Source organism: Kosakonia sp. ML.JS2a (assembly GCF_025642095.1).
In the GTDB taxonomy this organism is placed as follows: domain Bacteria; phylum Pseudomonadota; class Gammaproteobacteria; order Enterobacterales; family Enterobacteriaceae.
This window is the reverse complement of sequence record NZ_CP106754.1, coordinates 324999-347094: the sequence shown is the minus strand read 5'-3', so window position 1 is coordinate 347094 and position 22096 is coordinate 324999. Positions and strand designations below refer to the sequence as shown.

The following is a 22096-nucleotide window of genomic DNA, read 5'->3' as shown; positions in this document are numbered from 1 at the left end:
ATGTATCGGGTAGTACTGGGTCATATCTCCGCACTGAGCACAGGCGACATTCCGCCCGCGCTCAGACAACAAGCGCCGCAGGGCAAACGCCGGGAGAGCTGGCTTGCCGGGCGGGCGTTGCTGGCGCGCGAGTGTTCTCCGCTACCTGATATTGTCTACGGCGAGCAAGGCAAACCGGCGTTCGTCAATGGGACGCCGCTGTGGTTCAACCTGAGTCACAGTGGCGATCGCATCGCGCTACTGTTGAGCGATGAGGGCGAAGTGGGTTGCGATATTGAAGTGATCCGCCCGCGCGCCAACTGGCGCACGCTGGCTAATGCGGTATTTAGCCAGGCGGAACATGATGAACTGGAGCAATGGCAGCCAGAGCAGCAGTTGGCGGCGTTCTGGAAAATCTGGACGCGCAAAGAAGCCATTATCAAGCAGCGCGGCGGCAGTGCCTGGCAAATTGTCAGCGTTGACAGCCGCAACACGCCTCATCTCAATGTCAGCCACTGTCAGGTTGGCGAGGTGAGCCTGTCAGTCTGCACGCCGACGCCGTTTACGCTTTCGGCTGATCTGCTCGCGACGCCCCCGGCAGAAAGATAACCAGCACGCCCGCCACAATCACCAGCACGCCAAGCGCGCCACGCCACGAAAACGGTTCATGCCAGCCGGGAAGCCAGATGGCGGCAGCCCACACCAGAATATAACTCAGGCTGAGCAGGGCATAGGCTTTGCTCAGCGGCAGGCGATGCAGGGCAAAAAACCAGCATCCCATCGACGCCACATACCCCAGCAAACCAAGCAGCAGCATGAACGTCCCTTTCTGCGGTTGCAGCACAGCGCTGATAAACGACCAGGAGGGCGCAACCGGCGGCAGTACCTGCATTGCCGAGCGCAGCAGTAACTGTGCGACACTGACCAGTAACACACTCATCAGCGCCCAGACCACGCCCTTCATAGCGAACTCCCCAACAGCACAATGCCGATAATGATCAGTAGCACGCCAACCGCATGGCGGGCGGTCACCCGCTCACGCCAGACGAAGCGCGCGGCCAGCGTGACCCAGACGAAATTGAGGCTCAGCATCGGGTACGCGACCCCGACGGGAAGACGCTGCAATACCAGCAACCACAGCGCCATGCCCGCGCCCAACGCGGCCAGCGCCAGCCCCAGCCACAGGCCAACGTGCCTGCCGCGATGCCCGGGCGTTGCCGGGCGCGTCGCCTGTTTCTGGCACAGTTGCCCGGCGCAGCTCAACAGGCTTGCCAGTGCGAGCAGCAACCAGCTCATCATTGCGGATAATACTGAATAAAGACCATACGCCCCTGTACATAGACGTTATCCGGCTTCGGGATCGGCAGCCGGGTAAAGTCATCCGGTTTAGATTGATGCAGTACCAGCGACACAACCCCCTGCTGACGGCGTTGCGCCAGCCAGTCGCTGAAGTTGTCTTCCTCCACAAACCGATCTTTCGCATCCGGGTAGGCCAGGCCATAGGTCAGTTCACCGCGCGAGCCGAACATAATGATATCGGAACGCTTCAGTTCCCAGGCCAGTCCCGCTGCCACGCCCACATTGTCAGTCAGCACGTAACGGCTTGGCTTCAGCGCATCGTTAACAAAGTTGATGAGAAATTGCGGCTGTTTGGAGTCCATGACCTTATCCGGGATCACCGTCCCCACCACCAGCGCCAGCCCCAGCGGGCAGAGCGCGGCCAGCGCCCAGCGCTGTTCACTGGTTTTCAGCGCCAGCCAGCCAAACAACGCCCATACGCCAAAGGCAAAGGCCGCCAGCCAGGCTTTATACAGCTCAATGGGCATCCACACCGGGTGTTTCAGGAATCCCCACGGCGAGACGATAATCGCAGCGATAAGACCGACCACACCAAAGACGATATTGATCCACGCATTAATACGCAATGCCCGTCCACCTGTCTGTGCGAGGGCCAGCGCATAGCGCGCCATCAGGATCGCCAGCGGCGCAAAACAAGGCAGGATATAGGTTGGCAGCTTACCCTTCGCGATGCTGAAAAACAGCAGCGGCATCACCACCCAACCGAACAGGTAAAAAGCCTCTTGCAAACCAGACTTACGCGCCATCCAGCCCGTTTTCAGCGCACCGGGCAGCAACGCCAGCCACGGCAAACTTCCGGCAATCAGGAACGGAATGTAATACCAGAACGGCGCTTTATGCTGCGCATCCTGCTGGGCAAACCGTTGAATATGCTCGACCCAGAAGAAGTAGCGCCAGAAATCCGCTTCACGCGCGGCAATCGCCAGCCCCCAGGGCAGCACCGTCAGCACGCAGCAGAGAATGGCTAACCAGCCCCACAGCAGCACCTCTTTCCAGCGCTTTTGCGTTATCACCCACGGCAGCACGCCCAGCACCGGCACGGCCAGCGCCAGGAAGCCTTTGGTCATCACGCCCATACCGCAAGCAATGCCCAACAGCGCATAACCGGCGAATTTGCCACCGCGCGTTTGCGCCTGGGCAGCCAGCCAGAAGCTGTACATCGCCAGCGTCATCCACAGCGTAATCATCGGATCCAGCACGGCATAGGTGCCGATGCCGTACACCAGAAACGCCGTCAGAAAGATAACGCAGGAAAGCACGGCAATCGCTTTGTCGCGCCACATTTTCCACGCCAGCGCCACAACCAGCAGCGCCGAAACGGTAATGGAAAAGACAGAACCAAAACGCACCGCAAAATTGTTATGCCCAAACAGCCACTGACCGATGCTGTTGATCCAATAACCCGCGATGGGTTTTTCAAAATAACGCAGCCCCAGGAAATGAGGCACGACCCAGTCACCGCTGTTAAGCATCTCCCGGCTGATCTCCGCATAGCGGGTTTCATCCGGTTGCCAGAGCAGGCGGTATTCAAGGGGTACAAGGTAATAGAGAACAAATAGCGCAACCAGACCCAACACAGCGTTAGTGGATTTCATTACCTGGTACTCAACAGTTGTTGGCAACCCAGCCAGCCTTCCCGGCCAGCCACTTCTCCGCGCACCACTTTCCCCACCGGCAGCGTGCTGACATCCGTCGGCAATAGCTGACTCAGTGGGCAAAAGGCGATCTCTTCGCGCGCGGCCATACTCAGCAATTCATCAAAACCGTCTGCACCGATAATGCCTTCCACTTCCGCGTGGATGGTATAAACCGGCGTACCGTTATCCCGGTGGATACAGTCAAGAATAAAACGGTTGTAGTTCGCCGCATCGACGCGCGTGCCCACCACCTCGTCCCAGGTCGGCAGCGTCACGGGGATCTGCGGGACAGCGCACTCCTCGTCCGTGAGCTGCGGCCGGAAAGGTCGGGTGCCGCGGCAGTCGCTGTTATAGCGAAAATTAAACGCATTTTTGGCTTTCACCACCCGCTGATCCGCACGCCAGCCCGCCACGGCGGAACAGGTCACGGCCCGACCGATGATCATTTCCAGCGCCAACAGGCCTCGTTCGATTTCAGCTTCCAGCTTCGGTTGATCCCACACGCCGCTCCAGCACTGCCAGCCATGATGATCCCAGGCGTGCAGGCCAACTTCATGCGTCTGCGCAGTGGCGCGAATCACCTCTGCATTACCTTCGCCGATGATCTTCCCCGGCCACGCCGTACCGGCCAGCAGGATATCCCACCCGTAGAGGGATGCTGCGCGCGAGCGCAGCATCTTCCACAGAAATTGCGGCTTAAGCAGGCGCCAGATATGGCGCCCCATGTTGTCCGGCCCGACGCTGAAGAAAAAGCTCGCCTGAATATTGTGCTTTTTCAACAACGTCAGCAGACGCGGCACACCATCGCGGGTGCCGCGAAAGGTGTCGACATCAATGCGTAAGCCGACTGACTTCATGCGTTTTTCTCATCCGAGAGTTCTACGGTACGCAGGAAGAAATCCAGCGTCTCATCAATGGTCTGGCGCATATCGACTTTCGGCTCCCAGTGCAGGCAGCGTTTCGCGTTACGAATGCTCGGCTTACGGTGCTCAACGTCCTGATACCCTTTGCCGTAGTAACTGCTGCTCTCCACTTCGCGGAAACCGGCGAACGGCGGGAAGCGGTCACGCAGCGGGTGCTTCTCGAAGCTTGCCAGCAGCATTTCTGCCAGTTCTTTAATACTGGCTTCGTTCTCCGGGTTACCAATGTTGATGATCTGCCCGTCGCAACGCCCTTCTTTGTTCTCAATAATGCGGAACAGCGCTTCGATGCCGTCGCTGATATCGGTGAAGCAGCGTTTTTGCTTGCCGCCCTCGATCAACTTGATCGGCGACCCTTCCACCAGGTTGAGGATCAGTTGGGTGATCGCACGTGAGCTGCCGATACGCGCCGCATTGAGGTTATCCAGGCGCGGCCCCATCCAGTTAAACGGACGGAACAGCGTAAAGCGCAGGCCCTCTTTCTCGCCATAAGCCCAAATCACCCGGTCCAGAAGCTGTTTGGACACCGAATAGATCCAACGCTGTTTGTTGATCGGACCGACCACCAGGTTGGAGTTGTCTTCGTCGAACACTTTGTCGGTGCACATGCCGTACACTTCTGAAGTAGACGGGAAAATGATGCGTTTATTGTATTTCACGCAATCACGGATGATTTTCAGGTTCTCTTCAAAATCAAGTTCAAATACGCGCAGCGGGTTGCGGGTGTATTCGATTGGCGTCGCGATCGCCACCAGCGGCAGCACCACGTCGCATTTCTTGATGTGGTACTCGATCCACTCGGAGTGAATGCTGATATCGCCTTCCACAAAGTGGAAACGCGGGCAGTCGAGGAAACGGCTGATGGCGTCTGAACCAATATCCAGACCATAAATTTCGTAGTTATCGTCATTCAGCAGGCGTTCAGTCAGATGGTTACCGATAAAGCCGTTCACGCCGAGGATCAATACGCGCGTGCGGCGTTTCACCGCAACCACTGGCTTGCTGGTTAACAGCGCACCGGCCACCAGACCGAGAGACTGCGCCAGTTGCCCACCCTGCATATAGACGCCGTTGTCCATTTGCCCGGTGAGAATTTCCAGCGCGCCTTCAGCACAAGCCACCACCAGCGGAGAGACCGACAGCACTGTACCGGCTCTGGCCGCAGCAATGTCGTTACGCACGCGGGATTTCCAGACGATAAATTTGTGTGTCCCGGCAAAGCTGTATGCGCCCGGCCACGGGTCAGATACCGCACGCACCAGGTTGTGCAGGGTTTGCGCCGGCAGTTCCCAGTCGAGACGCCCATCTTCCGGGGTACGACGACCGTAGTAGCTGGCTTTGCTGTCATCCTGCGCAGTTTCCGTGAAGGTCTGCGCTTTAATGGTAGGCAGCGCGCTACGCAGCAGCGTTTGCGCGGCTTCACTCAGTTTACGGTGCAGCGACATCGCTTCATCGCTGTCGGCAATGGCGACTTTCTGCTGAGCCACAATCGCGCCCGCATCGGCACGCGCCACCATGCGGTGCAGCGTCACGCCCGTTTCCGTTTCACCGTTCACCAGCACCCAGTTCAGCGGCGCACGTCCACGGTAGGCCGGCAGCAGGGAACCGTGCAGATTAAACGCGCCGAGACGCGCGCTGTTGAGGATCTTGTCGCACAGCAGATTGCGGTAGTAGAACGAGAAGATCACATCCGCGTTGAGATCGCGAATGCGATCGACCCACAGCGGGTGGTTAACGTCTTCCGGGGCATACACCGGAATACCGCGTTCTGCGGCAATGCGCGCGACGGAACCGAAAAAGTGGTTTTCATTGGCGCTGTCCGGGTGGGTAAAAATCGCCGCAACCTCAAACCCGGCGTCCAGCAACGCCTGAGTGCCGACACAACCCATATCGTGATAGGCAAAGACAACAGCTTTCATTGATTATTTTCCTCTTGCGGAGCGTCATGCTCCTGACGAACAACACGTTGAATAAAATAGCGTGGACGGGCGCGAACATCGTTGTAGATACGGCCGATGTACTCCCCAAGGAGCCCCATACCGATAAACTGCGCGCCGATAAACGTAAACAGGATGGCAAAGAGCGTAAACACGCCTTCGCCTGCCCACTGCGGGCCAAATGCCAGACGTAAAACCACCAGTAACACCGCCAGCGAAAAGCCCGCCAGGGCAATCACGCTGCCCACAACGCTGAGCAAGCGCAGCGGCGTGGTGGTCAGGCAGGTCACCAGGTCGTACATCAGGTTAATCAGACGCAGAAAGCTGTATTTCGAATCGCCAAACTCGCGCTCGGCGTGCTGCACCGGGATCTCCACCGCTTTACGGGCGAAGGTATTAGCGAGGATCGGAATGAAGGTGCTGCGCTCATGGCAGTGCAACATAGCGTCGACAATATGGCGGCGATAAGCACGCAACATGCAGCCATAATCCCCCATCGCTTTACCGGTGGTCCGTTGGATCAACCGGTTAACGGTGCGTGACGCCATTTTGCGGAACACGCTGTCCTGGCGATGCTGACGCACGGTGCCCACCACGTCATAACCTTCGTTCGCCTTCGCCACCAGCCGCGGGATCTCTTCCGGCGGGTTTTGCAGGTCGGCATCCAGTGTGATGATCAAATCGCCTGTCACATGGCTGAAGCCCGCCATGATTGCGGAGTGCTGGCCGTAGTTACGGTTCAGCAGCACCGCCACGGTATGGCTACCGGGCTGTTCTGCTGCCGTAGTGAGGATCTGCGCCGAGTTGTCGCTGCTGCCGTCATCCACCAGCAGAATTTCATAGTCGATACCGAGAGTGTCGCAACTGCCGGTTGTACGACGGATCAGCTCGGGTAAGCTCTCTTCTTCGTTAAAGACCGGGATCACCACGGAGACTTTTTCAACGGGAGGCAGGATAAACATATCAGCGTCCTGCGATGTGATGGAGCGCGTCAATGACGCGGGTTGTGTCGTCATGGGTCATGTCCGGGAACAGGGGGATAGAGCAAATGCGCGCACTGTTCCACTCGGTATTCGGTAACGAGACAGGAAAGTGTTCGCGGTAATACTTCTGCGTATGCGCAGCGCGGAAATGCAAGCCGGTGCCGATGCCCTGCGCTTTTAGCGTTTCCATTAATGCATCGCGGGTGATGCCGCAACGCTGCTCGTCGACACGCAGAATAAACAGATGCCAGGCATGCTGATGCGGCCATGACGGCAGCGCCAGCGGCTGGAAAGGCGTATCGGCGAGTTCGCGCAAGTAGCGCTGCGCAATCTCGTGGCGACGGGCATTCGCCGTTTTCAGCTTGCCGAGCTGCACCAGCGCGATGGCGGCATTAATATCGGCAAGGTTGTATTTGAAACCCGGAGAGATAACTTCCGCCTGCGGCGCGCGACCGTGCGTCTGACGATCGTAGGCATCCACCCCGAGGCCGTGGAATTTGAGACTGCGAATGCGGTTGGCCAGTTGCTCATCGTCCGTCACCACCAACCCGCCTTCAGCGCAGGTCATATTTTTGATGGCATGGAAGGAGAAAATCGCGGTTCCCTGCCCACCAACGTGGTGTTCTTTGTAGTACGTACCGGCAGCATGCGCGGCGTCTTCAATCACCGCAATGCCGTGCTTTTCGCCCACCGCGCGGATAGCGTCGATATCCGCCGGAGCCCCGGCGTAGTGCACCGGAATAATCGCCCGGGTGCGCGGAGTAACTGCCGCGTCAATCGCTTCCGGCGTGACCATCAGCGTATCTTTGTCGACATCAATCATTACCGGCGTTGCGCCCAGCAGCACGATCATATTGAGCGTGGACACCCAGGTCATTGATGGCGTAATGACTTCATCCCCCGGCCCGATGCCCAACGCCATCAGCGTCACGTGCATCCCGGCCGTCGCCGAGCTCACGGCAATGGCATGACGGTTACCGGTTAACGTACAGAAAGCCTCTTCCAGAGCCTGATTTTTCGGGCCGGTCGTGATCCAACCTGATGCCAGCACTTGCTGGATAGCGGCGAGTTCTTCCTCCCCCATTGAGGGGCGTGAGAACGGTAGAAAATCACTCATCTTCTTTTCCCTGCGTCACAGACGCGTTAAAGGACCCCACAAAGACACTTTGCGGCTATTGAGTAAAATGGCGGATGGAAGTTAAACCGAAATATAATGAACGTCCGGTTGTCCCAATAATCATTAATCACAACTTATTTCTGAATATTATCAATTGAATATTAGGACAAGATTAAGAAAAGAGGGAAATAAGAAATATAATATTGTTGAAATATCAAATAAAAACAATAAGTTAAATCATATTCATGCGAAGGATCGATGTGATCAATGTCAAATAACTGTAACAATCCACGCCCTGGCACTGTATACAAGGGCGTGGATGTGCCTATTTAAACAACACGGCAACAAGATCAAAAAAAATAATACTGTTATGCAATTAATTATTTCAATCGTAACCGTTGAAATATATTAAATAGCGTTAATAAATTACGAAAGATTCTGCGGGAAGCCGGCAGGCAATTCGCTGGCGGCACAGGCAATCACGCTGTCGTTATTGGCACCGCAGTCACGCACATAGGTAATTGTGGCAAATTCATCAATCACTTCCGTCGGGTAAGCCGGGCCTGCTGCGCGGTAAGACTCCATCAGCGGAATATGATCGTTCTGGAAGCAGACCGTTTTTTCCGGGTTGTTGATCACCCAACGCGGGAAGAAAATGGTGCCGTGGAACAGGCGGTCGCCGAGGTTCACAATCAGGCTGACATCGGTGCCGGTTGGCTCAGTCCAGGAAATTTTATAGATACTTTCGCCTACGCGAACGATAAATGCTTTTTGATCTTTCACCCAGCGATTCGCCACAATGCCGCTGTGAATGCGGTAGTCGAGCGTGGCGTCGTTTTTCACGTAAATCTCGTAGTTCCAGCCATTATCGTAGGTATAAACCAGATGTTTGCCGACGAAGCCGCTTAAATCGTGTTTATCAAAGGTGCTCATTTTTTCTCTCCTCTGTTGGAATACCGCCATCGTACGCCTGCAAAAAATCAATAAAAAACGCTATATTTGCATCACATTCATTCAATTTTTAGATGAGTTATGCACAAGACCACGCTGGAACAATGGGCGCTACTGCAAAAAGTGGTGGAGCTGGGCAGCTTTGCGAAAGCCGCCGAAGAGACGCACCGCAGCCAGTCTTCGGTGAGCTATAACCTGGCGCTGTTGCAGGAAAGACTGGGCGTTGCGTTATTGATGCAAGAGGGGCGGCGCGCGGTGCTGACGCCTGCTGGCGAGCAGTTGCTTAAGCAGGTCAACCCGCTGCTGAAAGCCTTTGACTGGGTGGAAACCCGCGCGGCCACGCTGCGTAACGGCATGCGTACGCGGCTGGATCTGGTGGTGGACAGCATTTTTCCCCGCTCGCGGTTATTCGCCATTTTGCGCCAGTTTCAGCAATGCTACCCACAAACACAGGTGCGCCTGACCGAAGTCCTGGAAACCGCCTCTGCCGACCTGCCAGTGCATGCGCAGGCGGATGTGATGATTTTGACTCGCCGCCAGGATCTGACCGGGCGCGGCGAATGGCTGATGAATATCGATTTTGTCGCCGTGGCGCACCGGGATCACCCGCTGTGCGCCGCCGAACAGGTCAGCGAAGCGATGCTCGCCGCCTGGCCGCTGATCCGCATTGCCGAAGGTGATGATCGACAAAGCCCGGTGGCGCAGGCGTCGTGGACCTTTTCCACCATCGATGCGGCCGTTGAAGCCGTGCAATATCAGGTGGGCTATGGCTGGCTACCGGAAGAGCGGATCCAGCCCTTGCTGGCTAACGGCACGCTACGCATCCTGCCGCTCAGCCACGGTGTGCGGCGCGCCACGCCACTGCATCTGATTGTGAAAAAAGATCTCACCCCGCTGGATGAGCAGGTAGAAAGGCTGTTGCAGCTCTTCAAACAGGCATAAGCACACTAAAAAACGTGCGCTGCCTGTATACCCCTGAATTTCCTGCGGGGAATGTTTGCAGGCACACACGTTATATAATCTAATACACATCGCCAACTCCTTTTAGAGCGATACCATGTCAAAAATCACATCATTGATGCTGGGCCTTACGCTGGCCTGCGCCAGCCTGTTTGCCCACGCAGAACGCACCCTCACCGATCAACTGGGACGCCAGGTCACCCTGCCGGACCATGTCACCCGCGCGGTGGTGTTACAACACCAGACCCTCAACCTGCTGGTGCAGCTCAACGCCGCAGACGATGTTGTTGGCGTCCTCAGTAGCTGGAAAAAGCAGCTTGGCCCGGACTTCGCCCGCTTTATGCCTGCAATTGAAACGCTCCCGATGCCAGGTGACCTGACCCAGGTGAACATTGAAAGCCTGCTGGCGCTGCACCCGCAGGTGGTGTTTATCGCCAACTATGCACCCGCCGATATGATCCAACAGATCGAACAGGCCGGGATCGCGGTGGTCGCCGTGTCGCTGCGTGAAGATGCGGCCGGGGAGAAAAACAAAATGAACCCCACCATGGGCGATGAAGAGAAAGCCTACAACGAGGGGTTGAAACAGGGGATCCGCCTGATCGCCGACGTGGTGGATCGCAAACAACAGGCAGAAGATCTGATCCACTACACCTTTGCCGCGCGCGAGAAAGCGAACGCCCCGGTGGCGAAGATTGCCGAAGCAGACAAAATCCGCGTCTATATGGCCAACCCGGACCTGAATACCTATGGCTCCGGTAAATATACCGGCCTGATGATGGAGCACGCTGGCGCGAAAAACGTGGCGGCAGAGACCATTAAAGGCGCGCGTCAGGTGTCGCTGGAGCAGGTTATTCAGTGGAACCCGCAGGTCATTTTTGTGCAGGATCGTTACCCGGAAGTGGTGACCGCCATCGAGAACGATCCGGGCTGGAAGAACATCGACGCTGTGAAAAACCACCGCGTCTGGCTGATGCCGGAATACGCCAAAGCCTGGGGCTACCCGATGCCGGAAGCGCTGGCCATCGGCGAGCTGTGGATGGCGAAAAAGCTCTACCCGGCACGTTATGCAGGGGTCAATGTCGACGCCGAAGCGCAGAAATATTACCAGCGCTTCTACCGTGTTGACTGGCGCGCGAATGCAAGTCACTAACCGCTACCCGCTGCTGCACGGCGGGTTTATTGTCCTGACGCTGTGCCTGGCGCTGGCCTCGCTTTGCCTGGGCCAGTACCGACTGGGGCTTAGCGACGTGATGCACCAGATTGTTACCTTTCCAGGCGAGGGAACTGCCGGGCAGATTATCTGGTCGGTGCGTTTGCCGCGTGTCCTGCTGGCTTTGCTGGCGGGCGGCGCGCTCGCGCTGTGCGGCGCCGTGTTGCAGGGCGTGTTCCAGAACCCGTTGGTGGATCCGCATATTATTGGCGTGACCTCCGGCTCCGCGTTTGGCGGAACGCTGGCCATTTTGCTTGGCGTCAGCCCGCTCATCATGATGGTCTCCACCTTTGGTTTTGGCCTTGGTGCACTGATTCTGGTCTGGCTTATCGCCGCGTTACAGCAGCGGGAAAACACCCTGATGCTGATCCTCTCAGGCATTATCATCAGCGGTTTTTTTGCCGCACTGGTCAGCCTGATGCAGTACATGGCTGACACCGAAGAGACGCTACCCAATATCGTGTTCTGGCTACTGGGCAGTTTTGCCACCGCCAACTGGCATAAAGTCGCCATGCTGGCCCTTCCGGTCTCGCTCGTCACCGTGGTGCTGTTTCAGTTGCGCTGGCGCATTAATCTGCTGGCGCTGGAAGAGAAAGATGCGCTGGCGCTGGGCGTGCCGCTGAAAATGCTGCGTCGCGGCGTGCTGGTCTGCTGCGCGGTGCTGGTCTCGTCGCAAGTGGCGGTCAGCGGCAGCATCGCCTGGGTCGGCCTGGTTATCCCGCATCTGGCGCGTCTGCTGGTTGGGGCGGATCACCGCCGCCTGTTGCCCGTCGCCTTCTGGCTTGGCGGCAGCTTTATGATTGTGGTGGACGATCTGGCGCGCACCCTGACGCAGGCGGAAATCCCTATCGGCATTATCACCGCGCTGCTTGGCGCACCGGTGTTCGCGGTACTGCTTTTCCACACCAACCGCAGGAGTACGCAATGACACAACCCACGCTAACGGTTGAAGAACTGGTTTACGGTCGCGGGCGGCCGCTCTTTTCACCGCTCAGCTTTTGCTGCAAGCCGGGGGAAATCTGGGCAGTCCTGGGGGCGAATGGACTGGGGAAAAGCACCCTGCTGGATACGCTCACCGGCGTGCTGTCAGCGCTGGCGGGCCATTTTAGCGTGCAGGGCGGCATCGGTATTGTGCCGCAATCTTTTCGTCCTGCCTTTGCCTGGAGCGTTCATGATGTGGTGCTGATGGGCCGCGCCCGCCATGTGGGACTGCTCTCGATGCCCTCGAAGGAGGACAACGCGCAAGTGGATAACGCCCTGCGTCGGCTCAATATCCACCCTCTGGCCCACAGCGCCTTTCTGACGCTCTCCGGCGGGCAGCAACAACTGGTGATGATTGCCCGCGCGCTGGTCAGCGGAAATCGCACCATCCTGCTGGATGAACCCTGTTCGGCACTCGATCTGGCGAACCAGCAAATCGTCTTACAGCTGATTGCCGACCTTGCTCATCGTGAAGAACGCAGCGTGGTGTTCACCACCCACGATCCTACTCATGCTTTGCAGGTTGCCGACAACACGCTACTGCTACTGCCGGACCAGCAATGGCTCGCCGGAAAAACGCAAACCCTGCTGAGCGAAGAGAACCTGCAACGCGCCTACGGTATACCGGTACGCCGCATCCAGCTTGATGACGCACACGGCCCGGCGCTGGTGCCGCTATTCGATCTGCGGCGGCAAGAATCCGGCGGCCTGTAACAACGCCTGCCCCTGCGAAGAGAGAATAAACTGCATCAGCGGTGTCGCCTGCGTTTCCAGCAGCGCCAGTTGATAGTCGCAGCGAATATTGTCCGCCGCCGGGATCGCCACCACCCGCAGGTCCGCCTCCCCTGACAGACACTGTGTATAGTGCTGATAGCCAATAAACATATCCGCCCATCCCTGACGCAACAGCCACGCGCTGGCAATCTCGCCTGGCGGTATGGCTAAGGTTTCACGTCCGCCCACCAGCGGCAACGCGCGCTGCATCAATTGCTGCCCAAGACCGGGGCGCAGGGTGTCGATATGGGCAAACAACTGCCAGGTGTAGTCGCCGGAAGGATCGCAGCCCGGTGTTGACGTTGCCAGGCGCAACCGGGTATCCGCCAGCAGCGTCAGCCAGTCGGCCTGCTGTGTGGATGAGCTATGACGTACTGTCAGGCTCAGGCAGTTACCGGCAAACGTGTGAACGTCGAGCGCGCGCCCGCTTGCCAGTAAGGCCTGCGGGTGTGCGGTATTGGCGGAAGCAAACAGGGCGCAGGGTTCTCCGGCTTCAATGCGCTCCCGCAGCAGCCCCGCCGGGCCAAAATCCGCCGTCACCGCCATGCCGCTCTGCGCGCGAAAAGCCGCCAGCAACGGGGTAAAGGCGCGTTTAAGGCTCCCTGCCGCCAGGATATTCAGCGTTGTGGTCATCGATTTTTATCCTTCTGATTACGCTGCCGTCATGCTACCTGTGCAGGCTGTGCGGTCAAACCCCTTTAACTCACAGGGTTTTTGATCCAAAACATACTATTCGTATGATGAATATCTAAAATCATCATACTTCTTCGCCATACTTTTCGTCAGGGAACCTATTGTGTCTTTCCATCGTCAAGCCGGCGCTCTGCTGCTGCTCTGCGCATCTTTCGCCGTTTCTGCGGCCTTACCGACGCTCACCACCGCCTGGCCGGTGAATGTTGGCCCACTGAATCCACACCTTTACACCCCGAACCAGATGTTCGCCCAAAGCATGGTTTACGAACCGTTGGTGAAATACCAGGCCGACGGCAGTGTGAAACCCTGGCTGGCGACAAGCTGGACGCACTCGGAAGACAACAAAACCTGGGTCTTCACCCTGCGCGAGGGGGTCACATTTTCCAACGGCGAACCCTTTAATGCCCAGGCGGCGGCGGAAAATTTCCGCGCCGTGCTGGATAACCGCCAACGCCACGCCTGGCTGGAGCTAACCAATCAGATAACCGACGTCAAAGCCCTCAGCCCCAGCCAGTTACAAATCACCCTGAAAAGCGCCTACTACCCTTTCCTGCAAGAACTCTCCCTGCCCCGCCCGTTTCGCTTTATCGCTCCATCGCAATTTAAACAACACGAAACAAAGGACGGTATCACCGCGCCGATTGGCACCGGGCCGTGGGTGTTGCAGGAGTCGCGCCTGAACCAGTACGACGTGCTGGTGCGCAATGAACATTACTGGGGCGAAAAACCGGCATTCGGTAAAGTCATCGTCAACGTGATCCCCGATCCGACCAGCCGCGCCGTGGCATTTGAAACCGGGGATATCGATCTGCTGTACGGCAACGAAGGGCTGTTGCCGCTGGATACGTTTGCCCGCTTCAGCCAGAATCCGGCGTGGCATACACAGCTCTCCGCCCCGATGGAGACCGTGATGCTGGCGTTGAACTCGGCGCGCGCGCCAACGAACGAGTTAGCCGTACGTGAAGCGCTGAACTATGCGGTGGACAAAAAGACGCTGATTGATGGCGCGCTGTATGGCACACAGCAGGTTGCCGATACGCTGTTCGCCCCATCCGTGCCGTATGCCAATATTGGCCTGAAACCGCGCCAGTATAATCCGGCGCAGGCGCGCACGCTGCTGGATAACGCGGGCTGGACGTTACCCGCCGGGAAAACCATCCGCGAAAAAGCCGGGCAGCCGTTGCATGTCGAACTGGCATTTATCGGCACCGATGCGTTAAGTAAATCAATGGCGGAGATCATTCAGGCCAATCTGCGCGCCATCGGCGTGGACGTTGCGCTGGTGGGTGAGGAAGAGAGCAGCATTTATGCTCGTCAGCGCGACGGGCGTTTCGGCATGATTTTCAACCGCACCTGGGGCGCGCCGTACGATCCGCACGCCTTTATGAGCTCAATGCGCGTCCCGTCGCATGCGGATTATCAGGCGCAGCTTGGCCTGCCGGACAAGGCGGTGATCGACAAAGAGATCGGCGAGGTGCTGACCACCCGCGAGGAAACCGCACGTCAGGCGCTGTACCGGGATATTCTCACCCGTCTGCATAACGACGCGGTCTATCTGCCGATTAGCTATATCTCGATGATGGTGGTGGCGAAACCCGAACTGGGGACCATCCCTTTCGCCCCTATTGCGTCGGAGATCCCCTTTGATCAGCTCATTCCAGGCGCCGCAAAATGAGCCGCTATATCTGTAAGCGACTGCTGTTGCTGATCCCGATGATCTTCGCCGCCTCGGTGGTGATTTTCCTGCTGTTGCGCCTGGGCACTGGCGATCCGGCGATGGATTATCTGCGGCTGTCAAACCTGCCACCCACGCCGGAGATGATTGCCGCCACCCGCATCCAACTGGGTCTCGACCAGCCGCTGATCGCGCAATATAGCCACTGGCTATGGCGCGCGCTGCACCTTGATTTCGGCCTCTCTTATGCCACGCAACGCCCGGTGCTGGACGATGTGCTGCACTTTCTGCCCGCCACGCTGCAACTGGCGGGCGCGGCGCTGGTGCTGATTTTACTCACCTCTGTTCCACTCGGCATCTGGGCGGCGCGCCACCGCGACGGGCTGCCGGATTTTGCCGTACGGGCAATCGCGTTCCTCGGGGTGTCGATGCCTAACTTCTGGCTGGCCTTCCTGCTGGTGATGTTTTTCTCGGTGCATTTGCAGTGGCTACCCGCTCTGGGTTATGGCGGCTGGCAGCACGTGATCCTGCCCGCGCTCTCTATCGCGTTTATGTCGCTGGCGATTAACGCCCGTTTGCTGCGCGCCAGCATGCTGGAAGCCGCCGGACAGCGCCATGTGACCTGGGCGCGGTTGCGGGGCTTAAGCGAAAGGCAAACCGAGCGGCGGCACATTCTGCGTAATGCATCGCTTCCGGTGATTACTGCGCTGGGAATGCACATTGGCGAGCTGATTGGCGGCACGATGATCATCGAAAGCATCTTCGCCTGGCCCGGTATCGGGCGCTATGCAGTGTCGGCGATTTTTAACCGCGACTATCCGGTGATCCAGTGCTTTACGCTGGTGATGGTCATGGTCTTTGTGCTGTGCAACCTGGCGGTGGACCTGCTGAGCGCAGCGCTGGATCCGCGTATTCGTCACCATGAAGGAGCGCACTGATGCACTTTCTGAACACGGCCCGTTGGCCGGTGCGTATTGCGTTGCTGATCTTGTTCCTGCTGCTGGTCATTGCCCTGACCTGCCAGTGGTGGACGCCTTACGATCCGCAGGTCATTGATTTACCAGCCCGGCTCTTGCCGCCAGGCAGCCAGCACTGGCTCGGTACCGACCATCTCGGGCGCGACATTTTCTCGCGCTTAATGGCTGCCACGCGTGTTTCGCTGGGGTCGGTCATGTTGTGCCTGTTACTTGTACTGGCGCTGGGCTTAACGGCAGGCGGCTGCGCCGGACTGCTGGGAGGCAGGGTTGACCAGGCGATAATGCGCGTGGCGGATATCTTTATGACCTTCCCCACCTCAATCCTCTCATTCTTTATGGTCGGCGTACTGGGCACCGGGCTGACCAATGTCATCATTGCCATCGCCCTTTCCCACTGGGCCTGGTACGCCCGCATGGTGCGCAGCCTGGTGATCTCCCTGCGCGGGCGCGAGTATGTGCTGGCGGCACGGCTAAGCGGCGCCCGTTCTCTCCATGTTTTTCGCGATCACCTGGCGGGCGCAGTGGTGCCGTCGCTGCTGGTGCTGGCGACGCTGGATATCGGTCATATGATGCTGCACGTGGCGGGCATGTCCTTTCTGGGCCTCGGCGTCACCGCGCCCACCGCCGAATGGGGTGTGATGATCAACGACGCACGGCAATACATCTGGACGCAGCCGCTGCAAATGCTGTGGCCGGGACTGGCGCTGTTTATCAGCGTGATGGCATTTAACCTGGTGGGCGACGCCCTGCGCGACCATCTTGATCCTCATCTGGAAACGGAGCACGCCCACTGATGCCTGCACAATTAAGTCTGGAGAGTATTACCCTGCATGCGGAACGCCCGCTAGTGCAGGACGTCTCGTTAACGCTGCAACGCGGGCGCGTGCTGGCACTGGTGGGTGGCAGCGGTAGCGGCAAATCGCTGACCTGCGCGGCGGCGCTCGGCGTCTTACCGCCTGGCGTGCGGCAAACCGCAGGCCGGGTACTGGCAGATGGCGCGATTGCCAGCCCGCAGGCGCTACGCGGCGTAACCGTGGCGACGGTAATGCAGAACCCGCGCAGCGCGTTTAATCCGTTGCGCACCATGGCGGAACATGCACGGGAAACCTGCCTGGCGCTGGGCAAACCCGCGGATGACGCAACACTACTGGCGGCATTGCAGGATGTGGGGCTGGAAGAAGCGCAACGTGTGCTGTCGCTCTACCCCTTCGAAATGAGCGGCGGCATGCTGCAACGAATGATGATTGCCATGGCGTTGCTCAGTGATGCGGCCTATATCGTTGCCGATGAACCGACCACCGATCTGGATGCCGTGGCGCAGGCGCGCATTCTGGATTTACTGGAGAGCATCGTTCGCAAGCGCCAGCCCGGTATGCTGCTGGTGACCCACGATATGGGCGTCGTAGCGCGCCTGGCGGACGACGTTGCGGTCATGGATCAGGGACGCATTATTGAATATGGCGCGGTGGCGTCACTGTTTCACGCGCCGCAGCATCCGGTGACCCGCCAGTTGGTGGCGGCGCATCTGGCGCTGTACGGGATGGAGCTAACCTCATGAATCTGCTGGATGTGAACGGCCTGTCTCATGGCTATCATCAGCAACGGATCCTCGACAATATTTCCCTGCAATTGAAGAGCGGCGAGACGGTTGCCTTACTGGGGCGCAGCGGCTGTGGTAAAAGCACACTGGCGCGGCTACTGGTCGGGCTGGAAACGCCAAACGAGGGGGATGTGGTCTGGCAGGGTACGCCGCTTTCCCGGCTTGATGCCCGCGCCCGCAAAGCCTTTCGCCGCGATATTCAGATGGTCTTTCAGGATCCGATAAGCGCGGTGAACCCGCGTAAAACCGTGCGCGACATTCTGCGCGAACCCTTGCGCCATCTGTTAACGCTGTCGAAAACGGAACAGCAGGCGCGCATTACGCAGTTGCTGGACGATGTCGAACTGGAGAGCACACTGCTGGACAAACGCCCGCCGCAGCTGAGCGGCGGTCAGTTGCAGCGCGTGTGTCTGGCGCGCGCGCTGGCGGTGGAACCCACGTTGCTGATTCTGGACGAAGCCGTCTCCAGCCTGGATTTGGTGCTCCAGGCCGGGGTGATTCGCCTGCTCAAACGTTTGCAAGAACGATCCGGCGTCGCCTGCCTGTTTATCACCCACGATTTACGCCTGGTGGAGCGCTTTTGCCAGCGGGTGATGGTGATGGAGAACGGCGCGATTGTTGAAACGCTGGACGTCGCCACACCGCTGCGTTTTACCTCTCTGGCCGGGCAAACGCTGCAACAGGCGGTACTGCCCGCCTTCCCCCGCTCATTACAAAGGATCCTGCCATGCAACGCGTGACCATAACACTGGATGATGACCTGCTCGAAACGCTGGATAACCTCAGCGAGCGCCGTGGCTACAACAACCGCTCAGAAGCGCTGCGGGACATTCTGCGCGGCGCGCTGGCGCAGGAGTCCGCGCAGGACAATGAAAAGCAGGGCTACGCTGTACTCTCGTATGTGTATGAACATGAGAAACGCGATCTGGCGAGCCGCATCGTCGCCACGCAACATCATCATCACGATTTATCTGTCGCCACCTTGCATGTGCACATCAGCCACGACGACTGCTTAGAGATCGCCGTGCTGAAAGGCAAAATGGGCGAAGTGCAGCATTTTGCCGACGACGTTATCGCCCAGCGCGGCGTGCGCCACGGCCATTTGCAATGCCTGGCGGCAGAAGAGTAATGCTAGAGCGCATAGCGGGGAGTGAAAAATTGCTCCGTCAGGCGCAGCGCCCGTTCAATGCGCGCGGGCTCCAGCGAAAACGGTAAATGCTCCGCCGCCGCGCGAGGAAAGTTGATACTGCGCGCCACCGCCTGGATCACCGCCAGGCGGATCTCTTTCAGCGGCGCCAGCGTCAGCGGCATCTCGTACTGGCGCAGTAAGCTCAACAGCGCGGCGTCCGGCGTTTCACCGTCGCCTTCGAGGAACGACTGCACCAGCAAGCTGTAACCTACCCGCTCGCCATGCAGCCAGTCGCGCAGCGCCGGTTCGTAGGTTAAGCGGTTATGAATCGCGTGTGCGACGCCAGGCGTGGGGATCTCGCCGCGAATGCTGTTGGCCAACCCGGCAATCGCAATATTGGCATCAATAACATTGATTAACGCCTCGCTGACAACCTGCGCTTTATTATCCTGTACCGCCTGCACACCGTGTTTTTCGTAAATATCCACGGCCAGCCGGGCAGTCTGCACTTTTAGCTGCAACGCCAGGTTATCCGGCGAATGTTGTAAATAGGGACGGAATTCGTACCATTTCGCCAACGCATCCACAATGCCCGCTTTTAAATAACGCACGTCGCTCTGAGCAATAATTTCGCTGTCCACCAGCACCAGTCGCGGCAATGTTTTCAACGGCTGGCTGCGGATCTGCCCGCCTTCTTCGGTATAAAACACCGACAGTGGCGACCAGGCCGCGCAGGTAGAGGCGACCGTCGGGAGGGTGACAGACTCGCCGCCTTCAAGCGCATCCGCCACGGCTTTCGCGGTATCCAGTACACGACCACCGCCCACGCCAACAATCCACTGCACCCCCAGTTTGCGCGCGCGCCGGGCGTAATGCGCCACCCGCTCGTCGGTACAATAGCCGGTCATGATTTCGGTCTGCCATTTCACGCCGCTGGCGCGCAAACTGCTTTCCAGCGCCGGGTTTACCCGCGCCCAGGCCTGCGCACTGGTAATAATTAAAATATGCTGTGACAGCGGCGAAATATATTCCCCTGCGTCATGACGAATACCTGACTGGTGGAACCAGGTTTGCGGCGTTTTTATCGCAAGCATTGAATTGTCCATTGAATTAATTAAATAGCATTATCAGCTCATGCTACAAAAATAAAAACAAAAAACAATCTTTCCCATTTTCTGTATTTTCATATCGATAGAAGAATATTAGATAAGGCGACAAATGCCTTGCCCGCCGCTATATTCATGAATGAAGATGCTGAGCAGAAAATAAAGTTAACCGGCATCTTTTTTTAATTTACGACAGGCACATAACATGTCATCGCATCCCATCGACTTTCTGATTATCGGCAATAACTTCGCCACACCGGAAATGCGCGCCATCTGGTCGGAAGAAAACCGCCTGCGCCAGCAGGCCGCCGTGGAAGTGGCGCTGGCGCGTGCGCAGGGTGAACTGGGCGTCATTCCGCCGAAGGCCGCACAGGAGATTGCCGACCGCGCGCAACCGCAGGCGCTGCAACTGAGCGATATCGCCCAACTCGCCGCACAAATGAAGCACTCTTTTATGCCCACGCTGACAGCGCTGCAACAGCAGTGCGGCCCGGCGGGGGAGTACCTGCACTACGGCGCCACCACGCAGGATATCGTCGATACGGCCACCATTTTGCAACTGCGCGATGCACTAGGCATTATCCGCCGCGATACCGTTGGCGTCGCCCGCGCCCTGCGCCAGCTTGCCGAACGCCACCAGCACACACTAATGGTCGGTCGTACTCACGGCATGCAGGCGTTGCCCACGACCTTTGGGTTTAAGGTCGCCGTCTGGCTGGATGAGTTTTTGCGCCATCTAACGCGCATCAACGAAATCAGCCCGCGCGTGCTGACGGGCAACATCAACGGCGCTATCGGCACCAATGCGGCGCTGGGCGATCAGGGGCCGGAGGTGGAGCGTCGCGCACTGGCGCTGCTCGGGCTCGCCTGCCCGACGATTGGCTGGCAATCCGCCCGCGATCGTTTAAGCGAATTCGCCTCGCTGGCGGTGCTGATCAGCGGTTCGCTCGGCAAAATCGGCAACGAACTCTACAACCTGATGCGGACCGAAATCGGCGAAGTGGAAGAGCCCTTCAGCGCCGGGAAAATCGGTTCCACCACCATGCCGCACAAGCGCAACCCTGCCGCGATTGAAGGGCTGGCAAGCCTGACAGCGCCCGTGCGCCACAGCGCCGGTCTGATTTTTGAGTCAATGCATGTGGAACACGAGCGCGATGCCATGAGCTGGCGCGCAGAGTGGCTGGCGCTACCGGAAATCTGTCTCTATCTCTCTGCGCAACTGCAAAACGCGCAGGGGATCCTTAACGGCCTGACGGTTAATCGCGAAAAAATGCGCGCCAATCTGGATATCCAGGCTGGGCTGCTGCTGTCGGAGCGGGTGATGTTTGAAGCCGGGAAAACCCTCGGGAAACAGACGGCGCACCACCTGGTGTACACCTGTGCGATGACGGCATTTGAAAGCGGACGCGATTTTAAAAGCGTGCTGGCGGAACAACCGGAAATCGCCGGTGCAATCAGCGGCGCCGATCTCGATAGCTGGCTGGATCCGGCGCGCTATTTAGGCAGCGCGGTAGAAAAAGTCGGTGATGTCTTGCGCGCCGCAGATGACTCGCAGTTGCTGGAGAGGGTATGAGCGAGCACTATCGCCAGTTGACCGCCGCCGACTGCGACATCTATCTGACGCTGATGCTGGAAGCCTACGCGCAGGTACGTGAGATGGGCATTCATTTTGATGCCGCCACCACCACCGCCGCGCAGGTGACGCAACATCTGCAACAGCACGGTGTCTGGGGGCTGTTTGTCGATGATGCGTTAGCCGCCTCCATTACGCTGCGCTACCCGTGGGGGCCGCTGCCGGGGCCGTTTGGCCTGCCGCATATCGGTTGGTTTGGCGCGCATCCGCGCCATCGCGGGGAGCAGCGCGGGCGGCAAATCTACGACTGGGTGGAGACCCATATTCTGCGCGGTGTATTGCGCGCGCCTGCGGTGTCGCTTGGCACCGCCATCAGTCACCCGTGGCTGATCCCCTTTTACCAGCAGTATGGCTTTGTGCCTTCGCATGAGGCGGATCTGGGCAAAGGCCATATCACCCTGTTTATGAAAAAAATCCTTGATGACGCTGACCACACCGCGTGGCTGGCGCGTCGTTCACCCTGATGAGTAAC

General features: G+C 58.2%; 23 protein-coding genes. 13 read left to right on the top strand and 10 right to left on the bottom strand.

What is annotated here, in order from left to right; all coding sequences use genetic code 11:
• A complete protein-coding gene (gene acpT, locus N7922_RS01520) occupies positions 1–588 on the top strand; it encodes a 4'-phosphopantetheinyl transferase AcpT (protein WP_263098954.1) in 588 nt (195 codons plus the stop codon).
• Here acpT and arnF read toward each other — a convergent pair.
• From arnF to N7922_RS01480, 8 genes are all read right to left on the bottom strand, one after another.
• Positions 542–943: a 4-amino-4-deoxy-L-arabinose-phosphoundecaprenol flippase subunit ArnF gene (arnF, locus tag N7922_RS01515; protein WP_263098953.1), complete on the bottom strand. Its 402-nt coding sequence runs from the start codon at positions 941–943 to the stop codon at positions 542–544. The genes acpT and arnF overlap by 47 nt on opposite strands.
• Positions 940–1278: a 4-amino-4-deoxy-L-arabinose-phosphoundecaprenol flippase subunit ArnE gene (gene arnE / locus N7922_RS01510; RefSeq protein WP_061492789.1), complete on the bottom strand. Its 339-nt coding sequence runs from the start codon at positions 1276–1278 to the stop codon at positions 940–942. The genes arnF and arnE overlap by 4 nt, the downstream gene beginning before the upstream one ends.
• The gene (arnT, locus tag N7922_RS01505) at positions 1275–2933 is read right to left on the bottom strand and encodes a lipid IV(A) 4-amino-4-deoxy-L-arabinosyltransferase (RefSeq protein ID WP_263098951.1); all 1659 of its coding nucleotides are present in this window, start codon (positions 2931–2933) and stop codon (positions 1275–1277) included. Before arnT ends, arnE begins: the two co-directional genes overlap by 4 nt.
• Positions 2933–3832 carry a 4-deoxy-4-formamido-L-arabinose-phosphoundecaprenol deformylase gene (gene arnD / locus N7922_RS01500; protein ID WP_263098950.1) on the bottom strand — a complete coding sequence of 300 codons (900 nt, stop codon included), beginning with the start codon at positions 3830–3832 and terminating at the stop codon, positions 2933–2935. The genes arnT and arnD overlap by 1 nt, the downstream gene beginning before the upstream one ends.
• On the bottom strand, positions 3829–5814 hold the full coding sequence (gene arnA / locus N7922_RS01495; protein WP_263098949.1) for a bifunctional UDP-4-amino-4-deoxy-L-arabinose formyltransferase/UDP-glucuronic acid oxidase ArnA: 1986 nt from the start codon (positions 5812–5814) through the stop codon (positions 3829–3831). Before arnA ends, arnD begins: the two co-directional genes overlap by 4 nt.
• A complete protein-coding gene (arnC, locus tag N7922_RS01490) occupies positions 5811–6794 on the bottom strand; it encodes an undecaprenyl-phosphate 4-deoxy-4-formamido-L-arabinose transferase (protein WP_263098948.1) in 984 nt (327 codons plus the stop codon). The genes arnA and arnC overlap by 4 nt, the downstream gene beginning before the upstream one ends.
• Before the next feature lies 1 nt (position 6795).
• Positions 6796–7932 (bottom strand): UDP-4-amino-4-deoxy-L-arabinose aminotransferase, encoded by a 1137-nt coding sequence (gene arnB / locus N7922_RS01485; protein WP_263098946.1) that lies wholly within the window; start codon positions 7930–7932, stop codon positions 6796–6798.
• 426 nt (positions 7933–8358) lie between these two features.
• Entirely contained in the window at positions 8359–8865 is a 507-nt protein-coding gene (locus N7922_RS01480) for a phenolic acid decarboxylase (RefSeq protein ID WP_263098945.1), read from the bottom strand.
• 99 nt (positions 8866–8964) lie between these two features.
• Between N7922_RS01480 and N7922_RS01475 the strand changes: the two genes are divergently transcribed.
• From N7922_RS01475 to N7922_RS01460, 4 genes are all read left to right on the top strand, one after another.
• Complete coding sequence (locus tag N7922_RS01475; RefSeq protein WP_263098944.1) at positions 8965–9825, top strand: LysR family transcriptional regulator; 861 nt, start codon at positions 8965–8967, stop codon at positions 9823–9825.
• A 115-nt stretch (positions 9826–9940) separates the two neighbouring features.
• Positions 9941–10996, top strand: coding sequence for an ABC transporter substrate-binding protein (locus N7922_RS01470; protein ID WP_411554161.1), 1056 nt, complete (start codon positions 9941–9943; stop codon positions 10994–10996).
• Positions 10983–11984, top strand: coding sequence for a FecCD family ABC transporter permease (locus N7922_RS01465; RefSeq protein ID WP_263098943.1), 1002 nt, complete (start codon positions 10983–10985; stop codon positions 11982–11984). Before N7922_RS01470 ends, N7922_RS01465 begins: the two co-directional genes overlap by 14 nt.
• Positions 11981–12751, top strand: coding sequence for an ABC transporter ATP-binding protein (locus N7922_RS01460; protein ID WP_263098942.1), 771 nt, complete (start codon positions 11981–11983; stop codon positions 12749–12751). The genes N7922_RS01465 and N7922_RS01460 overlap by 4 nt, the downstream gene beginning before the upstream one ends.
• On the opposite strand, the gene N7922_RS01455 is transcribed toward N7922_RS01460, so the two are convergent.
• A complete protein-coding gene (locus N7922_RS01455; protein ID WP_263098941.1) occupies positions 12713–13444 on the bottom strand; it encodes a substrate-binding domain-containing protein in 732 nt (243 codons plus the stop codon). The genes N7922_RS01460 and N7922_RS01455 overlap by 39 nt on opposite strands.
• A 163-nt stretch (positions 13445–13607) precedes the next feature.
• On the opposite strand from N7922_RS01455, the gene nikA reads away from it, so the two are divergent.
• From nikA to nikR, 6 genes are read left to right on the top strand one after another with little or no spacing between them, the layout of a single operon-like run.
• Positions 13608–15179: a nickel ABC transporter substrate-binding protein gene (gene nikA, locus N7922_RS01450; protein WP_263098940.1), complete on the top strand. Its 1572-nt coding sequence runs from the start codon at positions 13608–13610 to the stop codon at positions 15177–15179.
• Entirely contained in the window at positions 15176–16117 is a 942-nt protein-coding gene (nikB, locus tag N7922_RS01445) for a nickel ABC transporter permease subunit NikB (RefSeq protein ID WP_263098938.1), read from the top strand. Before nikA ends, nikB begins: the two co-directional genes overlap by 4 nt.
• On the top strand, positions 16117–16950 hold the full coding sequence (gene nikC, locus N7922_RS01440) for a nickel ABC transporter permease subunit NikC (protein WP_263098937.1): 834 nt from the start codon (positions 16117–16119) through the stop codon (positions 16948–16950). The genes nikB and nikC overlap by 1 nt, the downstream gene beginning before the upstream one ends.
• Complete coding sequence (nikD, locus tag N7922_RS01435; RefSeq protein ID WP_263098936.1) at positions 16950–17714, top strand: nickel import ATP-binding protein NikD; 765 nt, start codon at positions 16950–16952, stop codon at positions 17712–17714. The genes nikC and nikD overlap by 1 nt, the downstream gene beginning before the upstream one ends.
• Complete coding sequence (gene nikE, locus N7922_RS01430; RefSeq protein ID WP_263098934.1) at positions 17711–18496, top strand: nickel import ATP-binding protein NikE; 786 nt, start codon at positions 17711–17713, stop codon at positions 18494–18496. Before nikD ends, nikE begins: the two co-directional genes overlap by 4 nt.
• A complete protein-coding gene (gene nikR, locus N7922_RS01425) occupies positions 18484–18885 on the top strand; it encodes a nickel-responsive transcriptional regulator NikR (RefSeq protein WP_263098933.1) in 402 nt (133 codons plus the stop codon). The genes nikE and nikR overlap by 13 nt, the downstream gene beginning before the upstream one ends.
• Positions 18886–18887: 2 nt before the next feature.
• Here the strand turns inward: nikR and N7922_RS01420 are convergent, their stop codons facing one another.
• Positions 18888–19979 (bottom strand): iron-containing alcohol dehydrogenase family protein, encoded by a 1092-nt coding sequence (locus tag N7922_RS01420; protein ID WP_263098932.1) that lies wholly within the window; start codon positions 19977–19979, stop codon positions 18888–18890.
• 217 nt (positions 19980–20196) lie between these two features.
• Here N7922_RS01420 and purB point away from each other — a divergent pair, with 217 nt between their 5' ends.
• The gene (purB, locus tag N7922_RS01415; protein WP_263098931.1) at positions 20197–21564 is read left to right on the top strand and encodes an adenylosuccinate lyase; all 1368 of its coding nucleotides are present in this window, start codon (positions 20197–20199) and stop codon (positions 21562–21564) included.
• Complete coding sequence (locus tag N7922_RS01410) at positions 21561–22088, top strand: GNAT family N-acetyltransferase (protein ID WP_263098929.1); 528 nt, start codon at positions 21561–21563, stop codon at positions 22086–22088. Before purB ends, N7922_RS01410 begins: the two co-directional genes overlap by 4 nt.
• Positions 22089–22096 lie beyond the last annotated feature (8 nt).